The sequence below is a fragment of the Paenibacillus sp. LHD-117 genome (assembly GCF_030929555.1).
Lineage (GTDB): Bacteria > Bacillota > Bacilli > Paenibacillales > Paenibacillaceae > Pristimantibacillus.
This window is the reverse complement of record NZ_JAVFVT010000013.1, coordinates 100,426-121,657: the sequence shown is the minus strand read 5'-3', so window position 1 is coordinate 121,657 and position 21,232 is coordinate 100,426. Positions and strand designations below refer to the sequence as shown.

At 53.0% G+C, this 21,232-nt stretch carries 22 protein-coding genes; 10 read left to right on the top strand and 12 right to left on the bottom strand.

Translation table 11 applies throughout. The features are described from left to right. The first annotated feature begins 1 nt into the window (after position 1). A complete protein-coding gene (gene cyoD, locus RB620_RS12295) occupies positions 2 to 361 on the top strand; it encodes a cytochrome o ubiquinol oxidase subunit IV (protein ID WP_308094695.1) in 360 nt (119 codons plus the stop codon). 495 nt (positions 362 to 856) lie between these two features. On the opposite strand, the gene RB620_RS12290 is transcribed toward cyoD, so the two are convergent. Both RB620_RS12290 and RB620_RS12285 read right to left on the bottom strand, forming a co-directional pair. Continuing rightward, positions 857 to 1,087, bottom strand: a complete 231-nt coding sequence (locus RB620_RS12290; RefSeq protein WP_308094694.1) for a hypothetical protein — start codon at positions 1,085 to 1,087, stop codon at positions 857 to 859. 44 nt (positions 1,088 to 1,131) lie between these two features. Further along, positions 1,132 to 1,518: a hypothetical protein gene (locus tag RB620_RS12285; protein ID WP_308094692.1), complete on the bottom strand. Its 387-nt coding sequence runs from the start codon at positions 1,516 to 1,518 to the stop codon at positions 1,132 to 1,134. A gap of 121 nt (positions 1,519 to 1,639) precedes the next feature. On the opposite strand from RB620_RS12285, the gene RB620_RS12280 reads away from it, so the two are divergent. Further along, positions 1,640 to 1,903, top strand: a complete 264-nt coding sequence (locus tag RB620_RS12280) for a hypothetical protein (protein WP_308094691.1) — start codon at positions 1,640 to 1,642, stop codon at positions 1,901 to 1,903. Positions 1,904 to 1,987: 84 nt separating this feature from the next. On the opposite strand, the gene RB620_RS12275 is transcribed toward RB620_RS12280, so the two are convergent. Beyond that, on the bottom strand, positions 1,988 to 2,281 hold the full coding sequence (locus RB620_RS12275; RefSeq protein ID WP_308094689.1) for a hypothetical protein: 294 nt from the start codon (positions 2,279 to 2,281) through the stop codon (positions 1,988 to 1,990). Positions 2,282 to 2,469: 188 nt separating this feature from the next. On the opposite strand from RB620_RS12275, the gene RB620_RS12270 reads away from it, so the two are divergent. Beyond that, positions 2,470 to 3,939, top strand: coding sequence for a protein adenylyltransferase SelO (locus RB620_RS12270; RefSeq protein WP_308094688.1), 1,470 nt, complete (start codon positions 2,470 to 2,472; stop codon positions 3,937 to 3,939). Positions 3,940 to 4,027: 88 nt separating this feature from the next. Here the strand turns inward: RB620_RS12270 and RB620_RS12265 are convergent, their stop codons facing one another. The 5 genes from RB620_RS12265 to RB620_RS12245 all read right to left on the bottom strand — a co-directional run bounded on the left by RB620_RS12265 (position 4,028) and on the right by RB620_RS12245 (position 7,205). Next, positions 4,028 to 4,825: an SDR family oxidoreductase gene (locus RB620_RS12265; protein WP_308094773.1), complete on the bottom strand. Its 798-nt coding sequence runs from the start codon at positions 4,823 to 4,825 to the stop codon at positions 4,028 to 4,030. A gap of 23 nt (positions 4,826 to 4,848) precedes the next feature. Further along, the gene (locus RB620_RS12260; protein ID WP_308094686.1) at positions 4,849 to 5,229 is read right to left on the bottom strand and encodes a hypothetical protein; all 381 of its coding nucleotides are present in this window, start codon (positions 5,227 to 5,229) and stop codon (positions 4,849 to 4,851) included. A gap of 38 nt (positions 5,230 to 5,267) precedes the next feature. Continuing rightward, the gene (locus RB620_RS12255; RefSeq protein ID WP_308094685.1) at positions 5,268 to 5,822 is read right to left on the bottom strand and encodes a GNAT family N-acetyltransferase; all 555 of its coding nucleotides are present in this window, start codon (positions 5,820 to 5,822) and stop codon (positions 5,268 to 5,270) included. Between the two features lie 384 nt (positions 5,823 to 6,206). Beyond that, positions 6,207 to 6,806 carry a hypothetical protein gene (locus RB620_RS12250; RefSeq protein WP_308094683.1) on the bottom strand — a complete coding sequence of 200 codons (600 nt, stop codon included), beginning with the start codon at positions 6,804 to 6,806 and terminating at the stop codon, positions 6,207 to 6,209. 96 nt (positions 6,807 to 6,902) lie between these two features. After that, the gene (locus RB620_RS12245; RefSeq protein ID WP_308094682.1) at positions 6,903 to 7,205 is read right to left on the bottom strand and encodes a hypothetical protein; all 303 of its coding nucleotides are present in this window, start codon (positions 7,203 to 7,205) and stop codon (positions 6,903 to 6,905) included. Positions 7,206 to 7,692: 487 nt separating this feature from the next. On the opposite strand from RB620_RS12245, the gene RB620_RS12240 reads away from it, so the two are divergent. From RB620_RS12240 to RB620_RS12225, 4 genes are all read left to right on the top strand, one after another. Continuing rightward, positions 7,693 to 8,397, top strand: coding sequence for a hypothetical protein (locus RB620_RS12240; RefSeq protein ID WP_308094680.1), 705 nt, complete (start codon positions 7,693 to 7,695; stop codon positions 8,395 to 8,397). A 254-nt stretch (positions 8,398 to 8,651) separates the two neighbouring features. After that, positions 8,652 to 9,083 (top strand): helix-turn-helix domain-containing protein, encoded by a 432-nt coding sequence (locus RB620_RS12235; RefSeq protein WP_308094679.1) that lies wholly within the window; start codon positions 8,652 to 8,654, stop codon positions 9,081 to 9,083. A 122-nt stretch (positions 9,084 to 9,205) separates the two neighbouring features. Then, on the top strand, positions 9,206 to 9,853 hold the full coding sequence (locus tag RB620_RS12230) for an ImmA/IrrE family metallo-endopeptidase (RefSeq protein ID WP_308094677.1): 648 nt from the start codon (positions 9,206 to 9,208) through the stop codon (positions 9,851 to 9,853). Further along, on the top strand, positions 9,850 to 10,245 hold the full coding sequence (locus RB620_RS12225) for a hypothetical protein (RefSeq protein ID WP_308094675.1): 396 nt from the start codon (positions 9,850 to 9,852) through the stop codon (positions 10,243 to 10,245). The genes RB620_RS12230 and RB620_RS12225 overlap by 4 nt, the downstream gene beginning before the upstream one ends. Before the next feature lie 71 nt (positions 10,246 to 10,316). On the opposite strand, the gene RB620_RS12220 is transcribed toward RB620_RS12225, so the two are convergent. Then, on the bottom strand, positions 10,317 to 11,309 hold the full coding sequence (locus tag RB620_RS12220; RefSeq protein ID WP_308094673.1) for a LacI family DNA-binding transcriptional regulator: 993 nt from the start codon (positions 11,307 to 11,309) through the stop codon (positions 10,317 to 10,319). Between the two features lie 598 nt (positions 11,310 to 11,907). Between RB620_RS12220 and RB620_RS12215 the strand changes: the two genes are divergently transcribed. The 3 genes from RB620_RS12215 (at position 11,908) to RB620_RS12205 (ending at position 15,646) form a co-directional block, all read left to right on the top strand. Continuing rightward, positions 11,908 to 12,852, top strand: a complete 945-nt coding sequence (locus RB620_RS12215; RefSeq protein WP_308094671.1) for an ABC transporter permease — start codon at positions 11,908 to 11,910, stop codon at positions 12,850 to 12,852. A 16-nt stretch (positions 12,853 to 12,868) separates the two neighbouring features. Further along, positions 12,869 to 13,765, top strand: coding sequence for a carbohydrate ABC transporter permease (locus RB620_RS12210; protein ID WP_308094670.1), 897 nt, complete (start codon positions 12,869 to 12,871; stop codon positions 13,763 to 13,765). Between the two features lie 300 nt (positions 13,766 to 14,065). Next, positions 14,066 to 15,646 (top strand): DUF3502 domain-containing protein, encoded by a 1,581-nt coding sequence (locus tag RB620_RS12205; protein ID WP_308094669.1) that lies wholly within the window; start codon positions 14,066 to 14,068, stop codon positions 15,644 to 15,646. 175 nt (positions 15,647 to 15,821) lie between these two features. Here RB620_RS12205 and RB620_RS12200 read toward each other — a convergent pair whose 3' ends face one another. The 3 genes from RB620_RS12200 to RB620_RS12190 all read right to left on the bottom strand — a co-directional run bounded on the left by RB620_RS12200 (position 15,822) and on the right by RB620_RS12190 (position 21,107). Further along, on the bottom strand, positions 15,822 to 16,223 hold the full coding sequence (locus tag RB620_RS12200; protein WP_308094668.1) for an LptM family lipoprotein: 402 nt from the start codon (positions 16,221 to 16,223) through the stop codon (positions 15,822 to 15,824). Positions 16,224 to 16,584: 361 nt separating this feature from the next. Further along, entirely contained in the window at positions 16,585 to 17,556 is a 972-nt protein-coding gene (locus tag RB620_RS12195; RefSeq protein WP_308094666.1) for a LacI family DNA-binding transcriptional regulator, read from the bottom strand. 173 nt (positions 17,557 to 17,729) lie between these two features. After that, the gene (locus tag RB620_RS12190) at positions 17,730 to 21,107 is read right to left on the bottom strand and encodes a GH36-type glycosyl hydrolase domain-containing protein (protein ID WP_308094664.1); all 3,378 of its coding nucleotides are present in this window, start codon (positions 21,105 to 21,107) and stop codon (positions 17,730 to 17,732) included. Positions 21,108 to 21,232: the final 125 nt, after the last annotated feature.

Here is a 21,232-nt window from a genome sequence, read left to right as displayed (position 1 = left end):
GATGGCTAACCATAACGCCCATGCTGGCAACGGACATGGTCACGACGGACATGGCGGGCACGGCGGCGGTCATAGCGGCTCGCTGAAGTCTTACGTCATCGGCTTCGTCTTGTCGATCGTGTTGACGATCATCCCGCTTGTCGTCGTCATGAACGACATGTTCAGCAAACAAGTGAACACGCTCATCATCCTGGTTATGGCGATCTTCCAGTTCGCCGTGCAGCTCCTGTTCTTCATGCACATCCGGGACGAGGAGAAACCTCGCTTCAACCTGATCGCGCTTATCTTCGGCCTCGTCATCATGATGACGATCGTTGCCGGTTCGATCTGGATCATGACATACAACACGGTGGCGGGCTAAGACTCCGCCGACGCCGAGAATAACGAAACCCGCGACGGAAGACGTCGCGGGTTTTTGGCAATCCCGATGGCTCAAACACTTCGCGACATTGAGAATATGGGGAATGACTTCATTTAGTAACTGCGCAGCTTCTTGAAGCACTTCGACATCTGCGCCGTCATTGTATCGCGTAATCAATTCGGCAATATAGCGTAATTCATTCGCCGTACCGCGGTCAGGGGCATAAGTCGCGGCTTCTGTGAATATCTGCGGGTCAAGTTCGGCGGTCATAAGCTCTAATGCCGTCAAGGAATCGTAATTACGTACCATTGCGTTTAACTGTTCGCTTGCGTCCGATAATCGTGTTATATACGAAGTATCATTTATCGTAGTATCTATCCACTTAACAAAAAAGACCCCGCTAATAACGAAAGCCATTAATACAACGGCGATAATATCGCGCTTCGCGTGTTTACTCATGAAATATAACCTCGTATTTCTTCAAGATAGGCCCGCTTAGTTCAACCATCCGCTGACCAAGAATATGACCGTGCATACCAGCATAAAACCTGCTACCGCGTAACCGAAATAGCGCAGCGGCTTTGGCATTTGCTCCATATTCACTTTCCGAATCGGGCCTCCGCCTTCCACGCGTTGTATCGTTTCCATATTAGGATCTCTGTATGGCTCCTCCGGTGCGCTCAACCTCTCGGGCTGCGTTTCATGGATATCGGGTTCCCTCTTCATACGTAAACCACCTCCGCAAATATTCGCCGCAAAAACTTAGCTTTCTATGCCGGAATCTTCACTTTCGTCGCGATCCAGTCACCATTCTCCCACTTCAGCTTCAACGTCACTTCTTCGCTGAACCCGATGCCCTTGCCGTCATATACGTTCTTGACCTTTACTTGCCCGGCGAAAAAGAAATGCAGCGGAACGACGGACGCTTTGTAGGCATGGTTGGCGGAAACATACGACTCCTCATAGCCCGGCATTCTGTTAGTCGGCAGCAGCTTCCGATAAACCTCTTCCGTCATGTAGCCGGTGTAGTCGGAAGACGACTGCATGCCGGTCGCAACGTTTTTTTTGGCCCGATCGCTCATTTCGAATCCGAGCGCCACATATGCAATAAGAAACACGGCGACGGAACAGACCGCGTAGATCATTGTCTTCTTCAAGAGTAACGCCTCCTTCCTATCGATATCCGCTTATGCGCATCCTGTTTCTGGAAACTCCAGCTTTACTAAGCCGTATTACCTTGCGTGACCTCAACGCTCAGCGAACAAGGGAGGAATGCGAATGTTTTTCTTTTTCTGGATCGCCGTATTGATTATCGGGACGATTATATTGTATAAGAATCGCAGTCAAGACGAGGAATTGTTGGCGCTTAAGCTTGTCGGATATTACTTCCTCGGCACTTTTTATTTGGCGATTAACGGGTTGGTTCTTCCGGTCGGCTTCGTCATCAGCTTATTTTTGCGGCCCCGGGAAAACAAAAGCGTCAAACGCGGCGCGGCCATCTTCGGCCTTGTGATGATGATTATCGGGCAGATCGTGTATTAGATTGCAGGAGACGGCGGTGCGAGGCAGGTTACTGCTTCGTATCGCCGTTACTTGGTTTATGCGAGCAAGCTCTATGCATCTGTTTCACTTGTTCCTCACCCCTTCAATCGACCTGGACATTTGAATAAGCTCGCTTCTTAGCAATAACGTATAGTCTTCGACCTCGCGGACGAATTTCAGCATAACCAGGCTAACGCCGATTAGAATGGCTCCTAGAAGCGGAAAGACTATTCTTTTAGACACCCATGCTATGAATTCGCTCTGCTGGGCATCCGAGCTAAACTCCTGGGGCAAGTACTGCCATAACCCCATCAGCAGCACGACGATCCCTATTGTCATCATGACATAAATCCATCTTCTGGTGATATCCATATTCATGTTTACACCCCCTGCCTAAGCTGGAAAAATTCCTCTCTTCTTATAAACACCTCCAAGCGCCAAAAAGTTGTGCCGTTCGGTCATTTATTCCCGTTCAGGTCAAACCGCTCACTTTATCCGCATATCGCTAAGCAATTTGGAAAAGGTATAATAAAGGTACGATATGGAACAAGAGAGAAGGAATGATCATGACCATTCATGAAGCGACCTCGCGCGCTGGCTGGAACTTCGACAACAGCTATTCGCGCCTTCCGCATATGCTGTTCGATGAACAAGAGCCGAACCCCGTCGACGATCCAAGGCTTGTTATTCTGAACGAGCCGCTTGCGGCATCGCTTGGCCTAAACGCCGAGGCCTTGCGGGAGGAAGAGGGGCTTGAAGTCCTTGCGGGGAACCGCGCTCCCGAAGGAGCCGAGCCGATCGCTCAAGCGTACGCAGGCCATCAATTCGGGCACTTCACCATGCTGGGAGACGGACGGGCGCTGCTTCTTGGCGAGCAGATCGCGCCGAACGGCGCTCGGTACGACATCCAGCTCAAAGGCTCCGGCCCCACCAAATACTCGAGGCGAGGCGACGGACGCGCCGCGCTCGGCCCGATGCTCCGCGAACATATTATCAGCGAGGCGATGCACGCGCTGGGCATCCCGACGACCCGCAGCTTAGCCGTCGCGGCGACGGGCGATCCCGTCTTCCGCGAGACCGTGCTGCCCGGCGCCGTCCTAACCCGCGTGGCGGCCAGCCATCTGCGCGTCGGCACGTTCCAATACGCCGCCAATTGGGGCACTGCGGAGGATCTCTACTCACTTGCCGATTACGCGATCGAGCGGCATTACCCGGAGATCGCGGGCGAGGACAACCGCTACTTGGCATTCCTTCGCGCGGTCATCGCTCGCCAGGCCTCCTTGATCGCGAAGTGGCAGCTCGTCGGCTTCATCCACGGCGTCATGAACACCGACAACATGGCCATCAGCGGCGAAACGATCGATTACGGGCCCTGCGCTTTCATGGACGCGTACGATCCCGCGACCGTGTTCAGCTCAATCGACGCGAACGGCCGGTACGCCTACGGCAATCAGCCGTACATCGGCGTATGGAATTTGGCGCGGCTCGCCGAGTCGTTGCTTCCTATTTTGCATGAAGATCAAGAAAAAGCGGTGAAGCTGGCCGAGGAAGAATTGGCCGCGTTTACGGACCTATTCCATCGCAGCTGGCTGTCGGGCATGCGAGGCAAGCTGGGGCTGTTCGGCGAGGAAGAGGGGGACGAAGCGCTCGTAAAACATCTCCTCGATCTCATGAAGAAACATGCGGCGGACTATACGAATACCTTCCTCGCGTTAACGTTCGACAAGACCGAGAAGGGACCGCTGTACGAGGACGAGGAATTCGCGGCGTGGCGCGAGGAGTGGCTCGCGCGGCGGGGCAGGCAGGAGCAGTCCGATGAAGATACGCTTCGACTGATGCGCGAGAGCAATCCAGCCGTCATCCCTCGCAACCATCGCGTCGAGGAAGCGTTGGACGCGGCGGTGAAGGGCGATCTCGGCGTGATGGAACGGCTGCTTCGCGCATTAGCCGATCCTTACGTGCACTCGGCAGAGCAAGCCGAATACGCGTCCGTACCGGAGGCGTGCGGGCCTTACCGAACGTTCTGCGGGACGTAACGATCGCGAAATTTCAACCGATCTCTCCATGCAAACAGCGGAAGCCCTGGACGGCTTAACGGCCCGGGACTCCCGCTGTTTTTTTGGCTCAAAACCCGCCTCTGGAATGAATGATTTGGCCGGTGATCCACCGGGAATCGTCGCTTGCGAGAAAGGCGATCAAACGTGCCGCGTCTTCGGGCAGCCCGATTCGGCCCATCGGGAACTGCGGCAGCATCGCTTCTTTCACTTCGTCCGACATCCAGCCCGTATCGGTAGGACCCGGATCGACGGCGTTCACGGTAATGCGAAGCGGCGCCAGCTCCGATGCGAGCGATTCGGTGAAGACGGATATGGCGCCTTTGGTCGCCGCGTACGCGAGATTGCCGGGCATGGGTCCTTTGCCTTGGCCGGACGTCAGGTTGATGATGCGTCCGCCAGCGGCAGCAAGATCGGCATTCGCGCCCATCTCGAACTCCAGCATGCGCGCGAATTCGGCCGACAACATAAACGTCCCTCTCATGTTCACTGCGCAATGCGCGTCAATGAGCGCTTCGGTTAGTTGCCGGAAATCGGCATCGACGCTATACGTGGCATTGTTGACAAGAATGGTCGGAATTCCGACCGCGTTCCGTACCTCCTCCAATAGCGAAACGCCAGAGCCTGGCACGGCAAGATCCAACCTCTTATGCTCGACTCGTACGCCGGATTGACGCAACTCCTCCGCGAAACGCTCTGGCCATTCGGCTTCGGTGGCATCCGCATACATCCGTTGATCGTAGTCAACCAGATGGGTAAAAAACACGTTCGCGCCTTCGGCGGCAAATGCCCGGCATACGGCGGCCCCGATTCCGCCCGGACGGCTGGCGCCCGTGACGATGGCGTTTTTTCCATGTAGCTTGGTCAGGTTGTCCACCTCCCTTTCTCTTCTTACTTCTGAATCGACAGTTTCCCATTCACGTTGATCTCGACCGCTTCTATTAAATGGTCATTGGCGAACCGCCATTTGACTTCCGCCCTCTCTCCTTGCGTTAGCGCCGAAATATCCGCTTCGGTCTTCTTGTCGGCTGAGGCACGATAGAGCCGCGTATTCTCGGTTATGGTGAGCGTGAACTCTGATCCGGCTGTCGACTCCGGGTTTGAGCCAGGTTGAATATTCGTCAGCATCACGACGTAATCGATTTCAACGTCGTTGACTTCGGCGCCTCCTTGTTCCACGGATCCGATATCCCCGATCACGCTGTACGTCGAGGACGTTTGCTCTCCTTTGCCGCAACCGGTCAGGAGATGCACGATAAGTAAGACAAACAACTACTTGACAGCTTTGTTCAATGCGCTCGACTCCTTTGCTAGCTCATACGCTTGCCGTACAACTGCCCGAACTCGCTGGCCGTCATACCGAAGTGGATCTCGTCGTGGTACTCGCCATCCGTATAGATCATCTCTCGCAGGCGCCCTTCCTGCATGAACCCCAACTTCTCATGCAAGCGGATCGAGGCCGCGTTGAACGAATACACATGTGGCGTTGCCTTATTGTAATTCAACTCGTGAAAATAAAACCGGAGCACCGCGCGGATCATCTCCGCCGCGTAGCCTTTCGATCGATGTTCGGGCAGCAAAGCGATGCCGTACTTAAACGTGCCGTATCTCTTGTTGCACGCGAAAGTGTTGATCGTGCCGACCAGCTCGCCGTCATGCGTCTCCGCCACCCAGCGGAACACATCGCCGATCTTTCCGCGCTGTTCCGACTCCAGCCATTGCATCTGCTTCTCGGGCGCTTGCGGGAAGTGGATCATATCCACGTTGCGGTTCACTTCGTCGTCCAGGTTTTGAAACAGCGTAATATCCGACGCTAGCAGCGCCCTTAACGTCAATCTGTTCGTTCGCCAGTAGTGAAAGGGCATGGTTTTCCTCTTTTCGTCGCGTGTTGGTTGTTAGTTAACTCAACTATCGCAGGGTCTTTACTTTGTTACAATTATAGACGGTCAAAAGAAAAAAAGTTATGACAATGAATAAAAAAGTATCCTTTTCATCCATGGAACAGCCAAAGTAAAAAACAAGGACGCCAACTTCGTGCGTCCTTGACTTTACTTTTTAATAGATCCAAATTGTGTTTGGACTAATAGTACAATACTTTAGACTTTACGTGGGCCATCAGTCGTAACGACCGTACCCGAATAAGTCTTAACAACCGGCCGCCATGTATAAGACAAGTAAATTTACGGCGTTGCTGTCTGTTCGAAGGACTTTGGTTGTGGATGTCTTATTTCCGCTCTTGATATGTGACTTTATTGAAAACGGTACAACTTCCAATTTTTATCAACGTGAATGAAGATATAATCTCCTGTTGATGAGCTCACTTCTAAATTATCATTTAATCTCTCCATTGTGATTTTGACGATCGCAACATCATCCGCAATCTCATTTAGACTATATTCATCAATTACTGCCTTAAGCCGTGAATTATCCAATTCTAGTTTAGTCACACCTAAAATATAGGGGCCACTGCTTTTAAATTCATCGAATTCTGGATGATACATATATTTCAATCGCTCCTGATCTTCATTTGTCTCAATAGCTTTAAACATTAATAATATAGTTTTAAGCAGATCTCCTTTGACGCCTATTATTTCAATATTCGTTAAGTCTATTTTCCCCTTCCTTTTTTTCTTTTCACGTAATTTCGCCTCCTCTTCTTCTCTTTCATCATATGTTGTGATAGTTGTTGTTGGACTTGGTGATGGTTTGATTGGTTCATTTGTTTGCTGATTAAAATTTTCATTGCTTGGTGATTCAGAGGGTTTTTCGTTGTTTAGCTGAGAATTACCACATGCACAAATCAAACAGAAAATCAGAGTGCTCAATACGGCTAGTGTAACTTTTTTCAAAATTCTTACCTCCTTTTAAATAAAATAGCCTGTCGGAGTTAACCGGGGCAGATGGAACAAGGCATTCTCCGTACCATCCAGCAAGTTCAAAAAATCTCATCTTGCTTCTCTTTTATCCATTAAATCTATGCGATAACTCACGCTTTTCGCAAACTCTTCCAGTCTCGTTATCCGTTCGGATAAAGCATCATACCGCTTTTCATTAGAATGTTGTAGGAGCTTGACCTCCTCAAATCCTCGCTTGAGGTACTCCATCTCGGCATTGATCCGCGCATCCCGACGCACTTCGTCCTTAATATCCTGGTTTACCGATCGAGCTCGTCCGATCCAACCTAATACAACGCCGCTAACGCCTGAAAAAGCACCAATTGCTGCGATATAGATTGCGATATCCTTCATATTTCCTCCTCCTTCAAAATACAAGATTCATGTACTTTCTCACTTTCATTCTAGGTACATGATTCTTGTATGTCAATATAGAAATACATAGTTCGTTTTCCTATGTTGACCAAGGCCGCGATCAGCAATTACATAACAGCTTTTGAATATCGGATTGATCTCTAATAAAAATGTCTTTTGGCTGACATCGCAACAAAAGTCAATATGTAATCGTATTTACAAAAAAGGAGGAGATAAACACTTATGAAAAAATTTATATTCCATTCAGAACGGTGCTGCGACGACCGTAATCGACGGTTCCAAAGAAGAGATTCTTAACTATAAGAACAAAACTTATATCCCTCTTCGCCTTTTCTCAGAAACACTTGGGTCAAAAGTAAACTATGTAGCTGCAACAAATGAAAACGACAATACTCATTACATTGAGGTATTTAATCAAGCTGCAATTGATGGATTGCAATGGAGCGACCCTGAAGGTTATGTCAGTGTGAGGAATTTCATTATCAACAAAGAGATCGATTCTATCTTATCCGGAACGATGAACGTAAACAAATCTTTGAAAGGAAAACGAGTTAAAATTGAAGCATTTCAGAAAGATGGGCAAATTGTTGGGCGGTCTGATTATGTAGTACTTAACAGCAGGGAGTTAGAAAGTTTGTACGGAGGTGAGGTAACAACTTTCAAAACATCAATTACTCGTGCAAATGAAGCTGTTTCTTTTAAAGTATCCGTTGTAGACGTATTGGATCTTGTTTCTTTTAACGGCCAATCATTTAGAACGGAACCTGTCGTGACCATTATGACTCCTCCATCTGGTTCTGAGCCAAATTCCCCTTTTCCTGCAGGGCAGATAATGCCGTTTAAGTTTAACTTGGTTAATTCAAGTGATGAAGATATTGTGCTTGATTCTATCCCAGTTAAGTTTTATGTAAAGGATAACAAGGGTAAATATTTGCTAACTCGCACGTTACCAACAATAAAAGGTAAACTTGCTTCACATTATGGATATGAACTCAATATTGCATGGAATCAAAAAGATGCCATCGGAAACGTTCTTTCGCCCGGCAAATACTATGTGGGATTTGAATACCCTAGAGATATAGTTTATTCTAAGTTCGGCAGCTCTGAAAAAATTAAACATACGATTCAACCGTTGTATTATGTCGATTACATTGAGATAACTGTAAAGTAAAGAATGGCTTGTGATTCTTTATGGGTGCGGTAATTCTATACGTTTCGCTTTAACTTTTTTCTCGCAGTAGCCGCTTTGCTCGCATTTTTCTGTGGATGTGTCTTGTACTTTTGCCTTCACCATTGGTACAATTACCTTGTATTCTGAGACAAAGAAAAAAAATGTACATCATTGCATTATTAAAGATCTATAGTACAATATACTTGTACATGAACTTTGGTAACTATTTTGTTATCCTTTAAGGAGAGATCAACGTGTTCAGAGCGGATCGGTTGGCGGAACGCAGAAAGCAACATAAGCTCACGCAAGAGCAGCTTGCGTTCAAAGTCAATCTGACGAAAGCCGCGATCAGCAACTACGAGAAAGGGCGCAGCGCCCCGCCGCACGAGACGTTGGCCGCGCTCGTCGACGCTTTGCAAACGAATGCCGATTATTTGCTAGATCTTTCCGATTACCCTGACTCCAATTATGCCGCAAGCGGCCAGCCTTCGTCGAATCAAACCAAGCAGCCGGAAGCGAATGAGCCGCAGCCCGATTCCGGCGTCTACATCGCCTATCTCGGAGGTCCGCCAGAGGAGATGGACGAGGAGGAAGCCGAACATTTGAAGCGCGAGTTGGAGATGTTTCGTGCATTCAAGGAGAAGAGGCGCAAAGAGAGGGAATCTCACAACGGAATGGAAAAATAACGTATCATTTTATGTTGTCGCGCCGGTTCACTCGTTTTTATAGATTCGCGAAATAAACCCTTAGCGGGTTTTATTTTTGGTCATACATACGAACATACATTCTTATATCTAGGGGGATTGGCATGCAAGAGATGAGCTTCGACGATTACCGTCCGGCGGACATGGAGCTTTGGATCGCATCGACCTACGAGAGGAACGGCATTCATTATCCGGGCGATCTGGACGATTGGGACCGCATCGCGTCGCTGTTCGGCGCGCATATCGCGTACACGGAAGGCGAGACGAAGGTGATTTATGACGAGGATGGGGATTGTTTGATTTTCCTGAACTTACACCTCGAGCCGGCTGAGCAGCGGCTGGCGTTCTTCCACGAGCTCAGCCATCCGGCGCTCCATGCCGGCGATCAGCGCAGGCTGCCGCCCGCCTTCGTGGAGCTGCAGGAATCGCAGGCCGCCCTCTTCCAGCTGTACAGCGCCATCCCTTACAATATGCTCAAGGAGCTTGCCCATCTTCGCTCGCAGCCGCACTATCATAGGCTGATCGCCGGCGCTTTCGGCGTGCCGCTCTCCTTCGCGCGCAAGCGGCTGGAGCGGATCGAGCGCCGATTGCAGCAGGAACAGTCAGACCGGAACCTGCGCGCCAAGCTGGCCGCGCTGTCGGCCAAGGTATGCGGGTACGAATATCCCGATGCCGCCCAGCGACTGCTGGTGCAGCTTTCCCGTCAAACCGCGCGGAAGAAGAGGCCTAAACCTAAGGAGCGCTCATTATGATCAAACACTATGTGTATTACGAAACGGACGGCGATACCGGCCTCGAACTGCCGGTCTGGCTTATAGCGGAAGGGATTAGCGGAGCGGATTGGAACGACGTGCTCGATTTGCGCCTGGAAGCGCCGTTCGAAGCCCGGTCGGTCGACGAGCTCGACCCCGACGCCATGATGCTCGCGGTGCCGGATCATGCCTATGTTCGCCGACGGGATGCCTCGGGGACGATCGGCATTCACCTATCGTCCTTGCGGGATTATGTAAGCAAAATCGCAACCGTCTCGGACCACTCCTTCAGCCATAGGGATGTCGATAGGCTCCTGCTGCGGATCTCGGATATCGAGGACGCGCTGCAATACGAAGTGAGGTCCGTGCTGGCGAGGAGAGATGTTCGATGAAGCAAGCCGATCCAACGGACCGGATAAGCTTATATGGCGGGAGCGAGCCGCAAACGTAAACGCAATCTTCGCTACCCCGCGTTTTCCGCTTGCGTGCTCGCCTCCCCCACCGACCCGCCGTCGACGAGCTTGACGTAGATGCGCTCGTGATCGGCCTCTCCGTCCTCGGCGATCAGCTTGACCAACTGCTCCGCGGCCACGGCTCCCCATTGGCGTTCCGAATAATCGACGGATGCGAGCTGCGGTTGGACATATTCGGCAATGTCGATATGGTCGAAGCCGACGATATGGACATGTTCGCCGACGCGGTAAGGCGTATTCGCCAAAGCCCGGTACATGCCGATGGCCATCTCGTCGTTCATGCAGAAGACGCCGACCGGACCATCATAATCGGCGATGATCCGCTCGGCGGCCCGAAAGCCGCTCGGTTGGTCAAAGTTGCCTTGAAGCTCCTCGCAAGCGACCGTTCCGTTCCGCTCGACGGCTTGCCTGGCCGCTTGCAGCCGCTGCATCGCGTCGAAGGAACCCTCTGGCCCCGTCACGATATAGATTTTCCGGTGCCCCCGGGCTATCAGATGCTCGATGGCGAACGTCGCTCCGGCTTTGTTGTCCAGCAGCACCTGGACGATATGGGGATGCCGGAGCTCGCGGTCCAGCACGACGAGCTTATGCCCGCGTTCGGCGTGCAGTAGCAGCTCCTCGTCCGTGAAGAAACGGTCCAGAATGATCGCGCCGTCGAGCAGCCCTTCCGTCAGCAGGCGATGCGACTGCGTTCCGCTGCAGATGACGAGATCGTAGCCTTTTTTGCCCAGCTCCTCCTTCATGCCCTGCAGCAATTCCCCGTAGAACGCTCCCTCCAAGCTGGTCAGGAACGCGCCCATAATTTTCGTTTCGCGTTTCTTGAGCGACCTCGCCGCCGCATTCGGAACGTAATGGAGAGCCTTTGCGATGGACAGCACCTTTTTCCTCGTCTCTTCCGTTACCTTCGGATTGCCATTCAGCGCGTACGACACGGTGGAGATTGACACGCCCGCGCGTTTGGCGATGTCCTTGATGCTAGCCACGGTCCTCACCTCTTTCTTTAGTACATGTGAATGTTCCAAACCCCGCTTTAGATCGCGAAGCATTTTTTTTATGATAAGTCCCTTTGAAGCTCCTCGTCCTTCCTGCCTCGACAGAAATCCGCGTGTCCAAAAACCAATCCAACCGTTTCACCAATCGCCCCAAAACCCTTGCAGCGCTGGAGAACCGCCATATTCACGCCTTTTTTATATTAGTTAAACGTTTCGAATTTTCGACACTTTCTATTGTAAACGCATTCACGTATCTTTTGTCAACAAAAAAATAGGGGTTTACAACCGAATTGGGTGGTGATATATTCTAGGAGAAACGTTTTGATTCCAATGGAAGCGATTACTTTGGTGAGTTCTTAACCTGCTCCCATATATCCGTGCTTTTTCTAATCACAATAGAAACGTTTCGACAAAATGATAAGCAACTGCTTGAAGAACGTGTTCCGCTCCATTTTCGCGAAGGAGGTTTTAATGATTTGCCGGCCTGATCATGTAAGAAGATTCCGACAGCTGCCGCGATTTGAATGAAAGCGCTTCATGTTTTATCCGTCCAGCTGTTTCCATCTTTCTCAACAAGGAGTTGAAGAACATGCGCGTACTAACCGGGCTCAAGCTTCACGGCGGCACTATCGCTCGCGAAGTCGTGAAGAACAAAATTCTTTTCCTTATGCTTCTGCCCGTTATTCTGTACTTCATTGTATTTCATTATCTGGTTATGCCGGGCGCTTATGTGGCATTCGTCGATTTCAATATCAGCAAGGGGATCTTCGGAAGCCGCTTCCTCGGCCTGGACAACTTCAAATTCCTGATCCAGACCGGCGAGCTGTGGAACATCACGAAAAACACGCTGCTGTACAACTTTGTGTTCCTCGCGCTCGGCAACGTCATTCAGGTCGTGTTCGCGATCATGCTTACCGAGGTGGCTGGGAAGTGGTTCAAGAAAATTTCCCAATCGGTCATTCTGCTGCCGCACTTCATCTCGATGGTTATCGTCGGCGTGTTCGCCTACAACATGCTGAACTTCAACTCCGGCTTCGTCAATACGCTGCTTGTTCAGGCGGGACTGGAGCGTTACGAATTTTATTCGGATCCGGAAATCTGGAAGTACATCATCGTCGCCTTCAAAATCTGGAGCATGACCGGCTACGGCATGATCGTCTACCTGGCCGCCATTGCCGGCATCAACAGCGATCTGTACGAAGCCGCGTACATGGACGGGGCGAGCAACTGGCAGCGCATCCGTTACATGACGCTTCCGATGCTCAAGCCGACGTTCATCCTGCTGCTGCTCTTCGGTCTCGGCGGCATCATGAAAGGCTCGTTCGACCTGTTCTACAACCTGATCGGCAACAACTCGGTGCTGTATCCGCAGACCGACATCATCGATACTTTCGTATTCCGTAGCTTGGTCGGCCAATTCAACTTCTCGATGGGCGCGGCGGTCGGCTTCTACCAATCGGCATTCGGCCTGCTCCTGGTTCTCTTCGTCAACTACATCGTGCGGAAGGTCGAGCCGGACAGCGCATTATTCTAACTTGGAGGCGAAACTCATGACTTCAGCCAAAATCAAGCAGGACCGCGGCGCCTTCGCGATCAAGGCGATCAGCTACTTCTGCATTACCGCGTTCGCCTTGGCCTGCCTCTTCCCGTTCGTCTTGATGATTTCTTCTTCGTTCATGAACGAACGCGAAATTCTTCAGGAAGGCTACAAGCTGTTCCCGAAAGAGATTTCGTTCAAGGCCTACGACATGATGCTCAACAATTCCACGGCGCTGACCAAAGCTTACGGCGTCACCATCTTCATCACGGTCGTCGGCACGCTGCTCGGATTGTTCATGATGTCGATGGCGGGCTTCGTGCTCAACCGGAAGGACTTCAAATACCGGAACTTCTTCTCGTTCATGATTTATTTCACGACGTTGTTCGGCGGCGGACTGATTCCGACCTATATCCTGATGGTCAAATACTTGGACCTCAAGGACAGCTTGTACGCGATGATCCTGCCCGGCATCGTCGGCGCTTGGTCGATCTTCCTAATGCGGAACTTCATGAAGGCCATTCCCGATTCGCTCTACGAATCGGCTACGATAGACGGCGCGGGCGACTTCCGCATCTATTGGCAGGTTTTCCTGCCGCTCGCCGTCCCGTCGCTGGCCACCGTCGGCTTGTTCACGGCGCTCGGCTTCTGGAACGAATGGTATAACGGCATGTTGTACATCCAGTCGCCCGACAAGTTCCCGCTTCAATACTTTCTGCAGCGAATGATTAACCAGACGAACATTCAGGCGCTCATCAACCAAGGGGCCGTCATCGATACGGCGGATCTGCCTTCGCAGTCCATCAAGATGGCGACGGCCGTGCTCGCCACGGGCCCGATCATCCTGCTCTATCCGTTCCTGCAGCGCTACTTCATCACCGGTCTGACGATCGGCGCGGTGAAAGGGTAAGTTCACACCGCAAGGTGAAACGGCTGTCGCCGTTTTTGGCGGCGCAGCGCGTTTCATTCCGAGAATTCTAAGCTCAGATATGGTGCAAAACTTATAGATTCTTAGAATTTGAGAAATCCTCTATCGAGGCCTCTCAGTGATGAGCGACCGCGTTTAGATGTAGGATTTATCGCCAATTCGAATTTCGTTTTCGACTTCTCGAAAACTTAGAAATTCCAATGTGGTTAATAGACGGCCCATAGGACCGTTTATTATATAGCTTCATGATATGCGTTCATTACGAAGGGGAGGTTTTTCAAGATGAAAGGGAAAAAGCTGTTGGGTGTGGCTCTTGCGGCCACGATGTCGATGAGCTTGCTGGGCGCGTGTTCTTCCAACAACGGGAACGAACCGTCCAATACCGGGTCCAACAATGGAGGAACGCCGACGGAAGGCGCGGCTACGGGAGGCGTGGACATCTCCAAGGAAGCGAAGCTCGTTTATTATCTGTGGGGCGGGGAAGGGGTCGCCAACAAGGATATTTTGGCCGAAATCAACAAAAAGCTGAAAGCCGACATCAACGCGACCATCGAAGTGAAATACATCGACTGGGGCGATATCGCGACGAAATATCCGCTGCTGTTCGCTTCCGGCGAAAAGTTCGACATGTCCCACGCGTCTCCGGGCGCTCAAGTTTCGTACTATACCCTCGCGTCGCAGGACGCTTTGGTCGATATCACGGACATGTTGGACACGGTCGCGCCGAAGCTGAAAGCCGCGATCTCGGAAACCGCTTGGAAAGGCACCATGTTCAACGGACGCATCTACGGCGTGCCGTCCATGTACAGCGAATATACGCCTGCCGGCTACGCTTACCGTTCCGACTTGCTTAAGAAATACGGCATGGAAGAAATCACCTCCATCGAAGACATGGAGAAATACATGGACAACGTCGTGGCGAACGAATCGTATCCGCCGATCAACGGCAACGCGGCCGACGCGCAAAACATGTTCCGCATGCTGGTCGACACGACGGGCATGTGGCTGAACGCGCCAGGCATCTCGTTCTCCGAGCTGAACCTCGTGACGGAAGGTCCGGAAAACTACAAGAAAGTATTCCACCCGGCCTTCACGCCGGAATTCGAGGCATGGGCGGTCAAGATGCGCGAGTGGTCCGACAAAGGCTACTGGCCGAAGGACATCCTCTCCTCTCAGGTGGGCGCGAACACGAACTTCCAAGCCGCCAACTCCGCGGGTTATCTGACGCACGCGCAAGACTGGATCGGCAAATACGGCGCCGACAACGCGGCTCAACCGGACGCTGCTCCGAACTTCTACACGTTCGCGGAAGCTAACGGCAAGATCAAGAGAAAGATCGGCGTCGAGAACTCGACGGTCATCAGCACCAACTCCGCCAATCCGGAGCGCGCCCTCATGGCCATCGAGAAGTTCATGACCGACCCGAGCTACTACAACCTGATCCAATACGGCATCGAAGGCCGTCAATACGAGATCGTAGACGGCGTGAAGAAGACGCCGGCAAGCTTCAACCAAGAAAAAGACGGCGGCGGCTTCGCGGCTTGGTCGCTGCGTACCGACGAGTACAACCTGCCGATGGATTCCGAGAACCCGGTCCGCAAATCGCTCTACGAAGAGTGGGATAAAGTGGCAATCAACGATCCGTACGTCGGCTTCAGCTTCGATCCGAAGAACGTGACGACGGAGCTGGCGGCGATCTCCAACGTCAACATGCAGCTTGGCAACCAACTGATGCTCGGCAAGACGAGCAAAGATCCGGTGGCTGCCGTTGCCGAATACAGAGAAGATCTCAAGAAAGCCGGCATCGATAAGGTTATCGCCGAAGTCGAAGCTCAGCTGGCGAATTTCGAACCGATTCAATGAGAGTAAGAGCAGGAAAGACGCCGCGGGGGTTATTGCCCTCGCGGCGTCTTTTTGTCCGTAGGCGGGGGCCTTTGAGGCAAGCTGCTTTAGCCCGCCTTCATGCAGCCGTCGATCCCTACTTGCATTTTCCCGGCTGGGGAGGTGTGAGGTAAGTTCTAACTTTTGTAGGACTTCGCTACGCGTAGATAAGCCTGGCGAGTTCCTCGGCCTGTTCTTCGGGAATCTCGTAGCCTTGCGAGCTGTTCGCCGCATCTACGAGCAAGCCGCGACTTCCCTCTTCATCAGAGACGTTCAATACGTATTTTTGTTTCGTGTCGTCCTGGTAGGAGACCGTCATGTAGAACATGACGCCATAATTCAACACTCCATCCATCTTCTCCGCTTTCTCGATAGCCCGCTGAAACGCTTTAATTTCGTTTATAGCCTTAAACGTTTTTTCGGTAAATGGAGGACTCCCCATGCTCTTGCAGATTTCGGCGCATTCGATTCGAATGGAGACGATTTCGTTCTCCCCCTTGTTCCCGCAGCCCGCCAAACCAAAAAGCAACACGATCGCCATGATAAGTACCTTTTTCATCGCCGCATCCCTCGCTAATCGAAGTGATCTTTGTTATACGGACGCCATTAGAGAAGAGAAGGTTTCTTCAAACTTCCCCCTTTTCACATTGCCGTCAATAATAACATGATTTCCTCCCACTAATTTTCCGCTATTGCGTTTTTGGAGCGATTAACAGGAAAACCTCCCACTACTTCTAACCGAATACGCCAATTGGACGGATTACGGTAAAAATAGTGGGAGGTTTTCATCTTATTGCTATTGAGTATAGTGTTTCAGGATAAATTAGAGGGAGGTTTTCACACTAATTAATGATCGCCTCCGGCGCTCCGCCTCGCATCCCGAGCGAGCAAGTGAGCAAGCAAGCGTGCGAGCTAACCAGCTATTCGCCAACCCGCCCCACCGATTCGCCTTCGACGAGCGACACGTAGATGCGCTCATGCTCCGCGCCTTCGCATGCGATCAGCTTGACGAGCTGCTCGGCGGCCAGCGCGCCCCAGCGCCGCTCCGAATAATCGACGGTTGCGAGGCGCGGCTGCATGTAATCGGAAATGTCGATGTGGTCGAATCCGACCACGTGCAGATGCTCTCCGACCCGGTACGGCGTTCCCTCGAGCGCATTGTACACACCGATCGCCATCTCGTCGTTCAGACAGAAGACGGCGGCGGGCCCGTCGTACTCCTCGATGATACGTTTCGCGGCGGCCGCGCCGCTGGCCTTGTCGAAGTTGCCGCGAATCTCCGCGTATTGCAGCGAACCTGCCCGCTGCACCGCTTGTCGCACGGCCGCGAGACGCTGCTCGGAGTCGAACGAGCCCTCGGGCCCGGTTACGGCATACAGCTTCTTATGCCCCTGCCGAAGCAGATACTCCGTCGCAAACGTAGCTCCCGCTTTGTTGTCAAGCAGCACCTGCACGATATTCTTGTGGCTGAGCTCCCTGTCGAGGACGACAAGCTTATGGCCTCTCGCCGCATGAAGCAGCAGCTCCTCGTCGGAGAACAGCCTGTCCAAAATAATCGCGCCGTCCAGCATGCCTTCCGGCAGCATCCGGTGGGATTGCGTCCCGCTGCAGATGACGAGATCGTACCCGCGTTTGTTCAGCTCTTCCTTCATCCCTTGCAGAAGCTCGCCATAGAAGGCCCCCTCGAAGGTCGTCAGGAAGGCCCCGATGATTTTCGTCTCCCGTTTCTTCAACGTGCGTGCGGCCGCATTCGGCACGTAATTCAATTCTTTGGCCACGGCCAGAATCCTCTTGCTCGTTTCTTCCGTGACCTTCGGATTTCCGTTCAACGCGTAAGATACGGTCGAGATGGATACCCCCGCGTGCTTGGCAATGTCTTTGATGCTTACCACAGCTATCGCTCCTATCGCTTGTTCCCGGTTAACATGTCACTATCGATTATATCAGAAAGCGAGGCGATGGGGATACAGTCCTATCGGAATGCTGCGTTATGCGCCATTCCTTCCGGCCTATTACCGCCCATCTGCCCCGCTTAATACGCTGTTGCTATATTACATTGCTTTCATTATGCCAGTTGGATGACGACTTCGTTCAAGCCATCTTCAAGCAAACCTTCGATCGCCTCGCGACCGATCCGCACGCCGCCGTGGCGGTAACGGTTCGCATGCTCGGCCGTGTCCACGGCCCGGCCATTCACGGTTACGCCGCGCACCGTTCCTCCGCCGATCACGTACCGGAACAGGATGTCCTTACCCATCCACTGGTAGCGGAAGGTCAGTCCGTCCATATCGGCCGGAAGCACCGGATCGAGAACCAGATCGCCGCCTTCTTGGCGAATGCCAAGGCCGTTCGAGATCAACTGGTTCATGTAGATGCCCGGACCGCTGGAGTAGATGCGCCAGCCGCCTTTCACCTGTACCTCGCCCGTGCGCAGCTTGCCGAAACCTTCTTGCGCTTCGTAACGGTCCGCGAACTTGCCGTCGGAGCTGCTGAAGTATGCGTTGCTTTGGCGCCAGTCCGCGTTCGGAACGACGTCGCTTAGGCCAACCGGGTTGATCATGGCAAGTCCCTTCCATACTTCGCCCGGCTTGCCGAGCTTCGCCATCGCTTCGATGAAGCGGATATGCGCATGCACGTATTGCAAGCCGATCTCGCGGCCGAAGTTCGCCGCCTGCTCGGCGCGCTTGAAGCGCGTGCTCACGCCGCCCGCGTAATCGGCAGGACGGTTCATGAGACGGACGCCGTCCGGGCAATACAGCTCTTGCTTGATCAGTCGGTAATGCGACTCCGCCTGCTCCGCGTCCAGCAACTCGCCGATCATGCTCCGCGTCATCGGAAGCAAGCGGTACGTAATGCCCGTCTTGTCGTCGCTCGGATGGAGCATAAGATCGATGCTGTCCGGCTCCTCCATGTATGCGAAGCCGGAGATGATGCCGTCTTTCACCAAGTAGCGGTTAAAGTCGGTTTTGATGCCTTCGGCCAGCTCCGCAAGCTCTGCCGATAGCTCCTCAAGCTCCCCGCCTTGGCCGGACAATGCGCCGGACAGCTGGGATAACGTTTGGAACGTCAGCGACACGGTCCAGCTGCTGATCATGTATTGCTTCAGCTTGGCGTTCGCCGGTTGCAAAGTGTCGTCCCAGTCGCCATCCCCGTAGGAGGACAGTCGCGTGCCGTGCAGGAAGTGATCTTTAATATATTGCAATTCCTTGCGCGCATGGTCGAGAACGGTGAACGCCTCGTCCGTCAGCTCGCCCTTGTGGGTGGAATACGGCACGCGTTCGTCCAGAATGGAATAATCGCCGGTCACGCGCAAGTAATCGCCGAGCACCTTCAGCGGCCATACGATGATGTCGCCGTGGCTTTCTTCTTGCTGAATCCGGTAATAGCGGTCGAACATGAACCATTGCGGCCAGTTGCCGTCTTCTTGGTACTGATGCGTATAGACGGTTTTCAAAATTTCTTTCACCTGGCCGAACTTGCCCGTCGCCATAAAATATTCCGTAGGCCCTTGGCATACGTCCCGCGTACCCCATGCGGCGCCGCTGTATTGCTCGAGGCCGTGCGGCACGGAATAATGGACAAGCATGTTGTGGGTGTACCACCAAGCCAGCGCGTTAAACTTCTCCAGCTCCCGCGCTTTGTCTTCCGACGCGTTCGACAAGCTGAAGCCGTTCATGACGGACGACAAGAACGTACGGTACTGCTCGATGTCCGTTTCCACCGGACGGCCAGCATCCGTCTTCGTTGCCGATTCCTGCAGATTGCCCGCGATCGTGAGCCTCCAGCTGCCGGACGCTTCAAGCGCCAGCACGACGAGCGAAGCCGAACCGTCCGAGGCTTCCGACGCCAGCGCGCGCTCGTCGAGCACGCGCATGTCCGCACCCGTTACGCCTAGGCGGTAATGCAGCTCCGGATATGCGCTTACGCTCAGCGATTCCTGATGCGCGCGGAATACCAGCTCGCCGCCGTCTTGCTCCATGCGGTAAGGCAGCTCGTATTCTTTGTCGTTCATCGTCATTTGGTTCGTGACGAGGAACCGGTACGCCTTGCCCGATTTCGAGACCGTCTCGAGCGACAGCTCAGGCGAATCGGCTTTGGTCCACGCCGTCACGACGAGCGTGTCGCTCGCCATTTTGTAAGTCCAACGGGCATAGTTGAAGCCGATCTCGTATAGGGATGGCATGGTCAGCAAACGATACTTGCCTTCCACCTCCACGTAGATCCGCTGCCCTGACGTCTTCGGCACGTTCAGCGCGCTCCGCGCGTTCGTCATCAATTTGTTGAAGGACGTGTTGCCGACCGTTACTTGCGAATGGAAAATGCCGTACATGTAGTTTGTCGAAGACAACACGTTCTCGTTCATGCGAGCGTTGTCGCCGCTCATGAGAATATGGCCGTGAGGCCGCTCCATACGCAGCTCTTTCGCCTTCAGCATGACATGCTCGTACGTTCCCGTAAAGAACGACAGCAGCTCTTCGCCGTCCCGCTCTTCCTGCAGACGGACGGGGAACATCGCTCCGACTTCTTCCTGCGTCAGCGATTCGCTCCGCAGCGGCTCGCCGATCGATTCGTTCAGCGCGATCTTCGTGCCGATCGGATGCAGCTCGCTTGCCAAGCCGGAATCGGCTTTTGCCTGCTCCCAAGCATTCCGTACCTCTTCCGCATATTCAAGCTTTTCGATCGCTTCCGGATGATTCGGCTTCAGCAAGCCGTAGAATACGAACGAAGTCTCGCCGCTGGACGAAAGCCGCACCGTCTCCGATTGAAGCGCCGTGTAGGCGAATTCGTATTGGTACACCTTGTTCGCCAGCCGCTCGCGACCGAGCGCTTCCGGAACGTCCGTCTCCTTGTAGGAGAGACCGAAGAACTGGAAGCCGTCCGTCGAGTAACCCGCCGCGCGGGTCAACGATCCTTGCTGGAGGTAAGGGAATCCGGTCGACATCGGCTGATTTTGGCGCGAACATACCGCGTACCCTAAGCCCTCCGTCTCGAATGCCGTATGTCCCACGTATTGTGACATGTAGGCTTCGTTCGTGCGAACGGCGCCTTTGTCGGCAAGGCCCATGTCCTGGCCGTAAATCACGTCCGCTTCCACGCCATCTCCGCTAAGCGCCACGTCCCAGAACCAGACGAGGCCCGGCATCATCGTAAACGTCACGCGATAAGAAACGCCCAGCGCCTCGCCGCTCCATACGACGCGTCGATCCGACGCGCTGACCTTGCTGCCCGAGCGTACGCCGAGCAGAGGCGCGGATACGATCCGTCCCTCTTGGCGAACGCGCAAATACAAATTATTCATCGAACCGTCGATCGGATTCGACATCACTTGGTTGACCATTAAACCTTCGAACTGGATATCCCGCAAGTCCCCGCTTTCCAGGAACGTGAAGACCAGCCCATCCGCTTTCACGGGAATCGTCTTAGTTTTCAGCTCAGTACTCATCTCCGGGCTCCTTTCCCACTTGCTTTTCCTTGTTTCCTACTCGAACCTTACGCTCTAGGTGAAGCCGTCGAGCTGCATCCAGGCAGGCAGCTCGCCTCAGTATCTCGCTAACGGATCAAAGTGAC

What these genes read in the sequence shown, in the direction of transcription:
- RB620_RS12255 (WP_308094685.1), bottom strand. Translation starts at nt 5,822, where the DNA reads ATGCCCTTTCACTACTGGCGAACGAACAGATTGACGTTAAGGGCGCTG.
- RB620_RS12225 (WP_308094675.1), top strand. Translation starts at nt 9,850, where the DNA reads ATGATCAAACACTATGTGTATTACGAAACGGACGGCGATACCGGCCTC.
- RB620_RS12290 (WP_308094694.1), bottom strand. Translation starts at nt 1,087, where the DNA reads ATGAAGAGGGAACCCGATATCCATGAAACGCAGCCCGAGAGGTTGAGC.
- RB620_RS12245 (WP_308094682.1), bottom strand. Translation starts at nt 7,205, where the DNA reads ATGAAGGATATCGCAATCTATATCGCAGCAATTGGTGCTTTTTCAGGC.
- cyoD (WP_308094695.1), top strand. Translation starts at nt 2, where the DNA reads ATGGCTAACCATAACGCCCATGCTGGCAACGGACATGGTCACGACGGA.
- RB620_RS12280 (WP_308094691.1), top strand. Translation starts at nt 1,640, where the DNA reads ATGTTTTTCTTTTTCTGGATCGCCGTATTGATTATCGGGACGATTATA.
- RB620_RS12275 (WP_308094689.1), bottom strand. Translation starts at nt 2,281, where the DNA reads ATGAATATGGATATCACCAGAAGATGGATTTATGTCATGATGACAATA.
- RB620_RS12200 (WP_308094668.1), bottom strand. Translation starts at nt 16,223, where the DNA reads ATGAAAAAGGTACTTATCATGGCGATCGTGTTGCTTTTTGGTTTGGCG.
- RB620_RS12270 (WP_308094688.1), top strand. Translation starts at nt 2,470, where the DNA reads ATGACCATTCATGAAGCGACCTCGCGCGCTGGCTGGAACTTCGACAAC.
- RB620_RS12210 (WP_308094670.1), top strand. Translation starts at nt 12,869, where the DNA reads ATGACTTCAGCCAAAATCAAGCAGGACCGCGGCGCCTTCGCGATCAAG.
- RB620_RS12230 (WP_308094677.1), top strand. Translation starts at nt 9,206, where the DNA reads ATGCAAGAGATGAGCTTCGACGATTACCGTCCGGCGGACATGGAGCTT.
- RB620_RS12190 (WP_308094664.1), bottom strand. Translation starts at nt 21,107, where the DNA reads ATGAGTACTGAGCTGAAAACTAAGACGATTCCCGTGAAAGCGGATGGG.
- RB620_RS12215 (WP_308094671.1), top strand. Translation starts at nt 11,908, where the DNA reads ATGCGCGTACTAACCGGGCTCAAGCTTCACGGCGGCACTATCGCTCGC.
- RB620_RS12205 (WP_308094669.1), top strand. Translation starts at nt 14,066, where the DNA reads ATGAAAGGGAAAAAGCTGTTGGGTGTGGCTCTTGCGGCCACGATGTCG.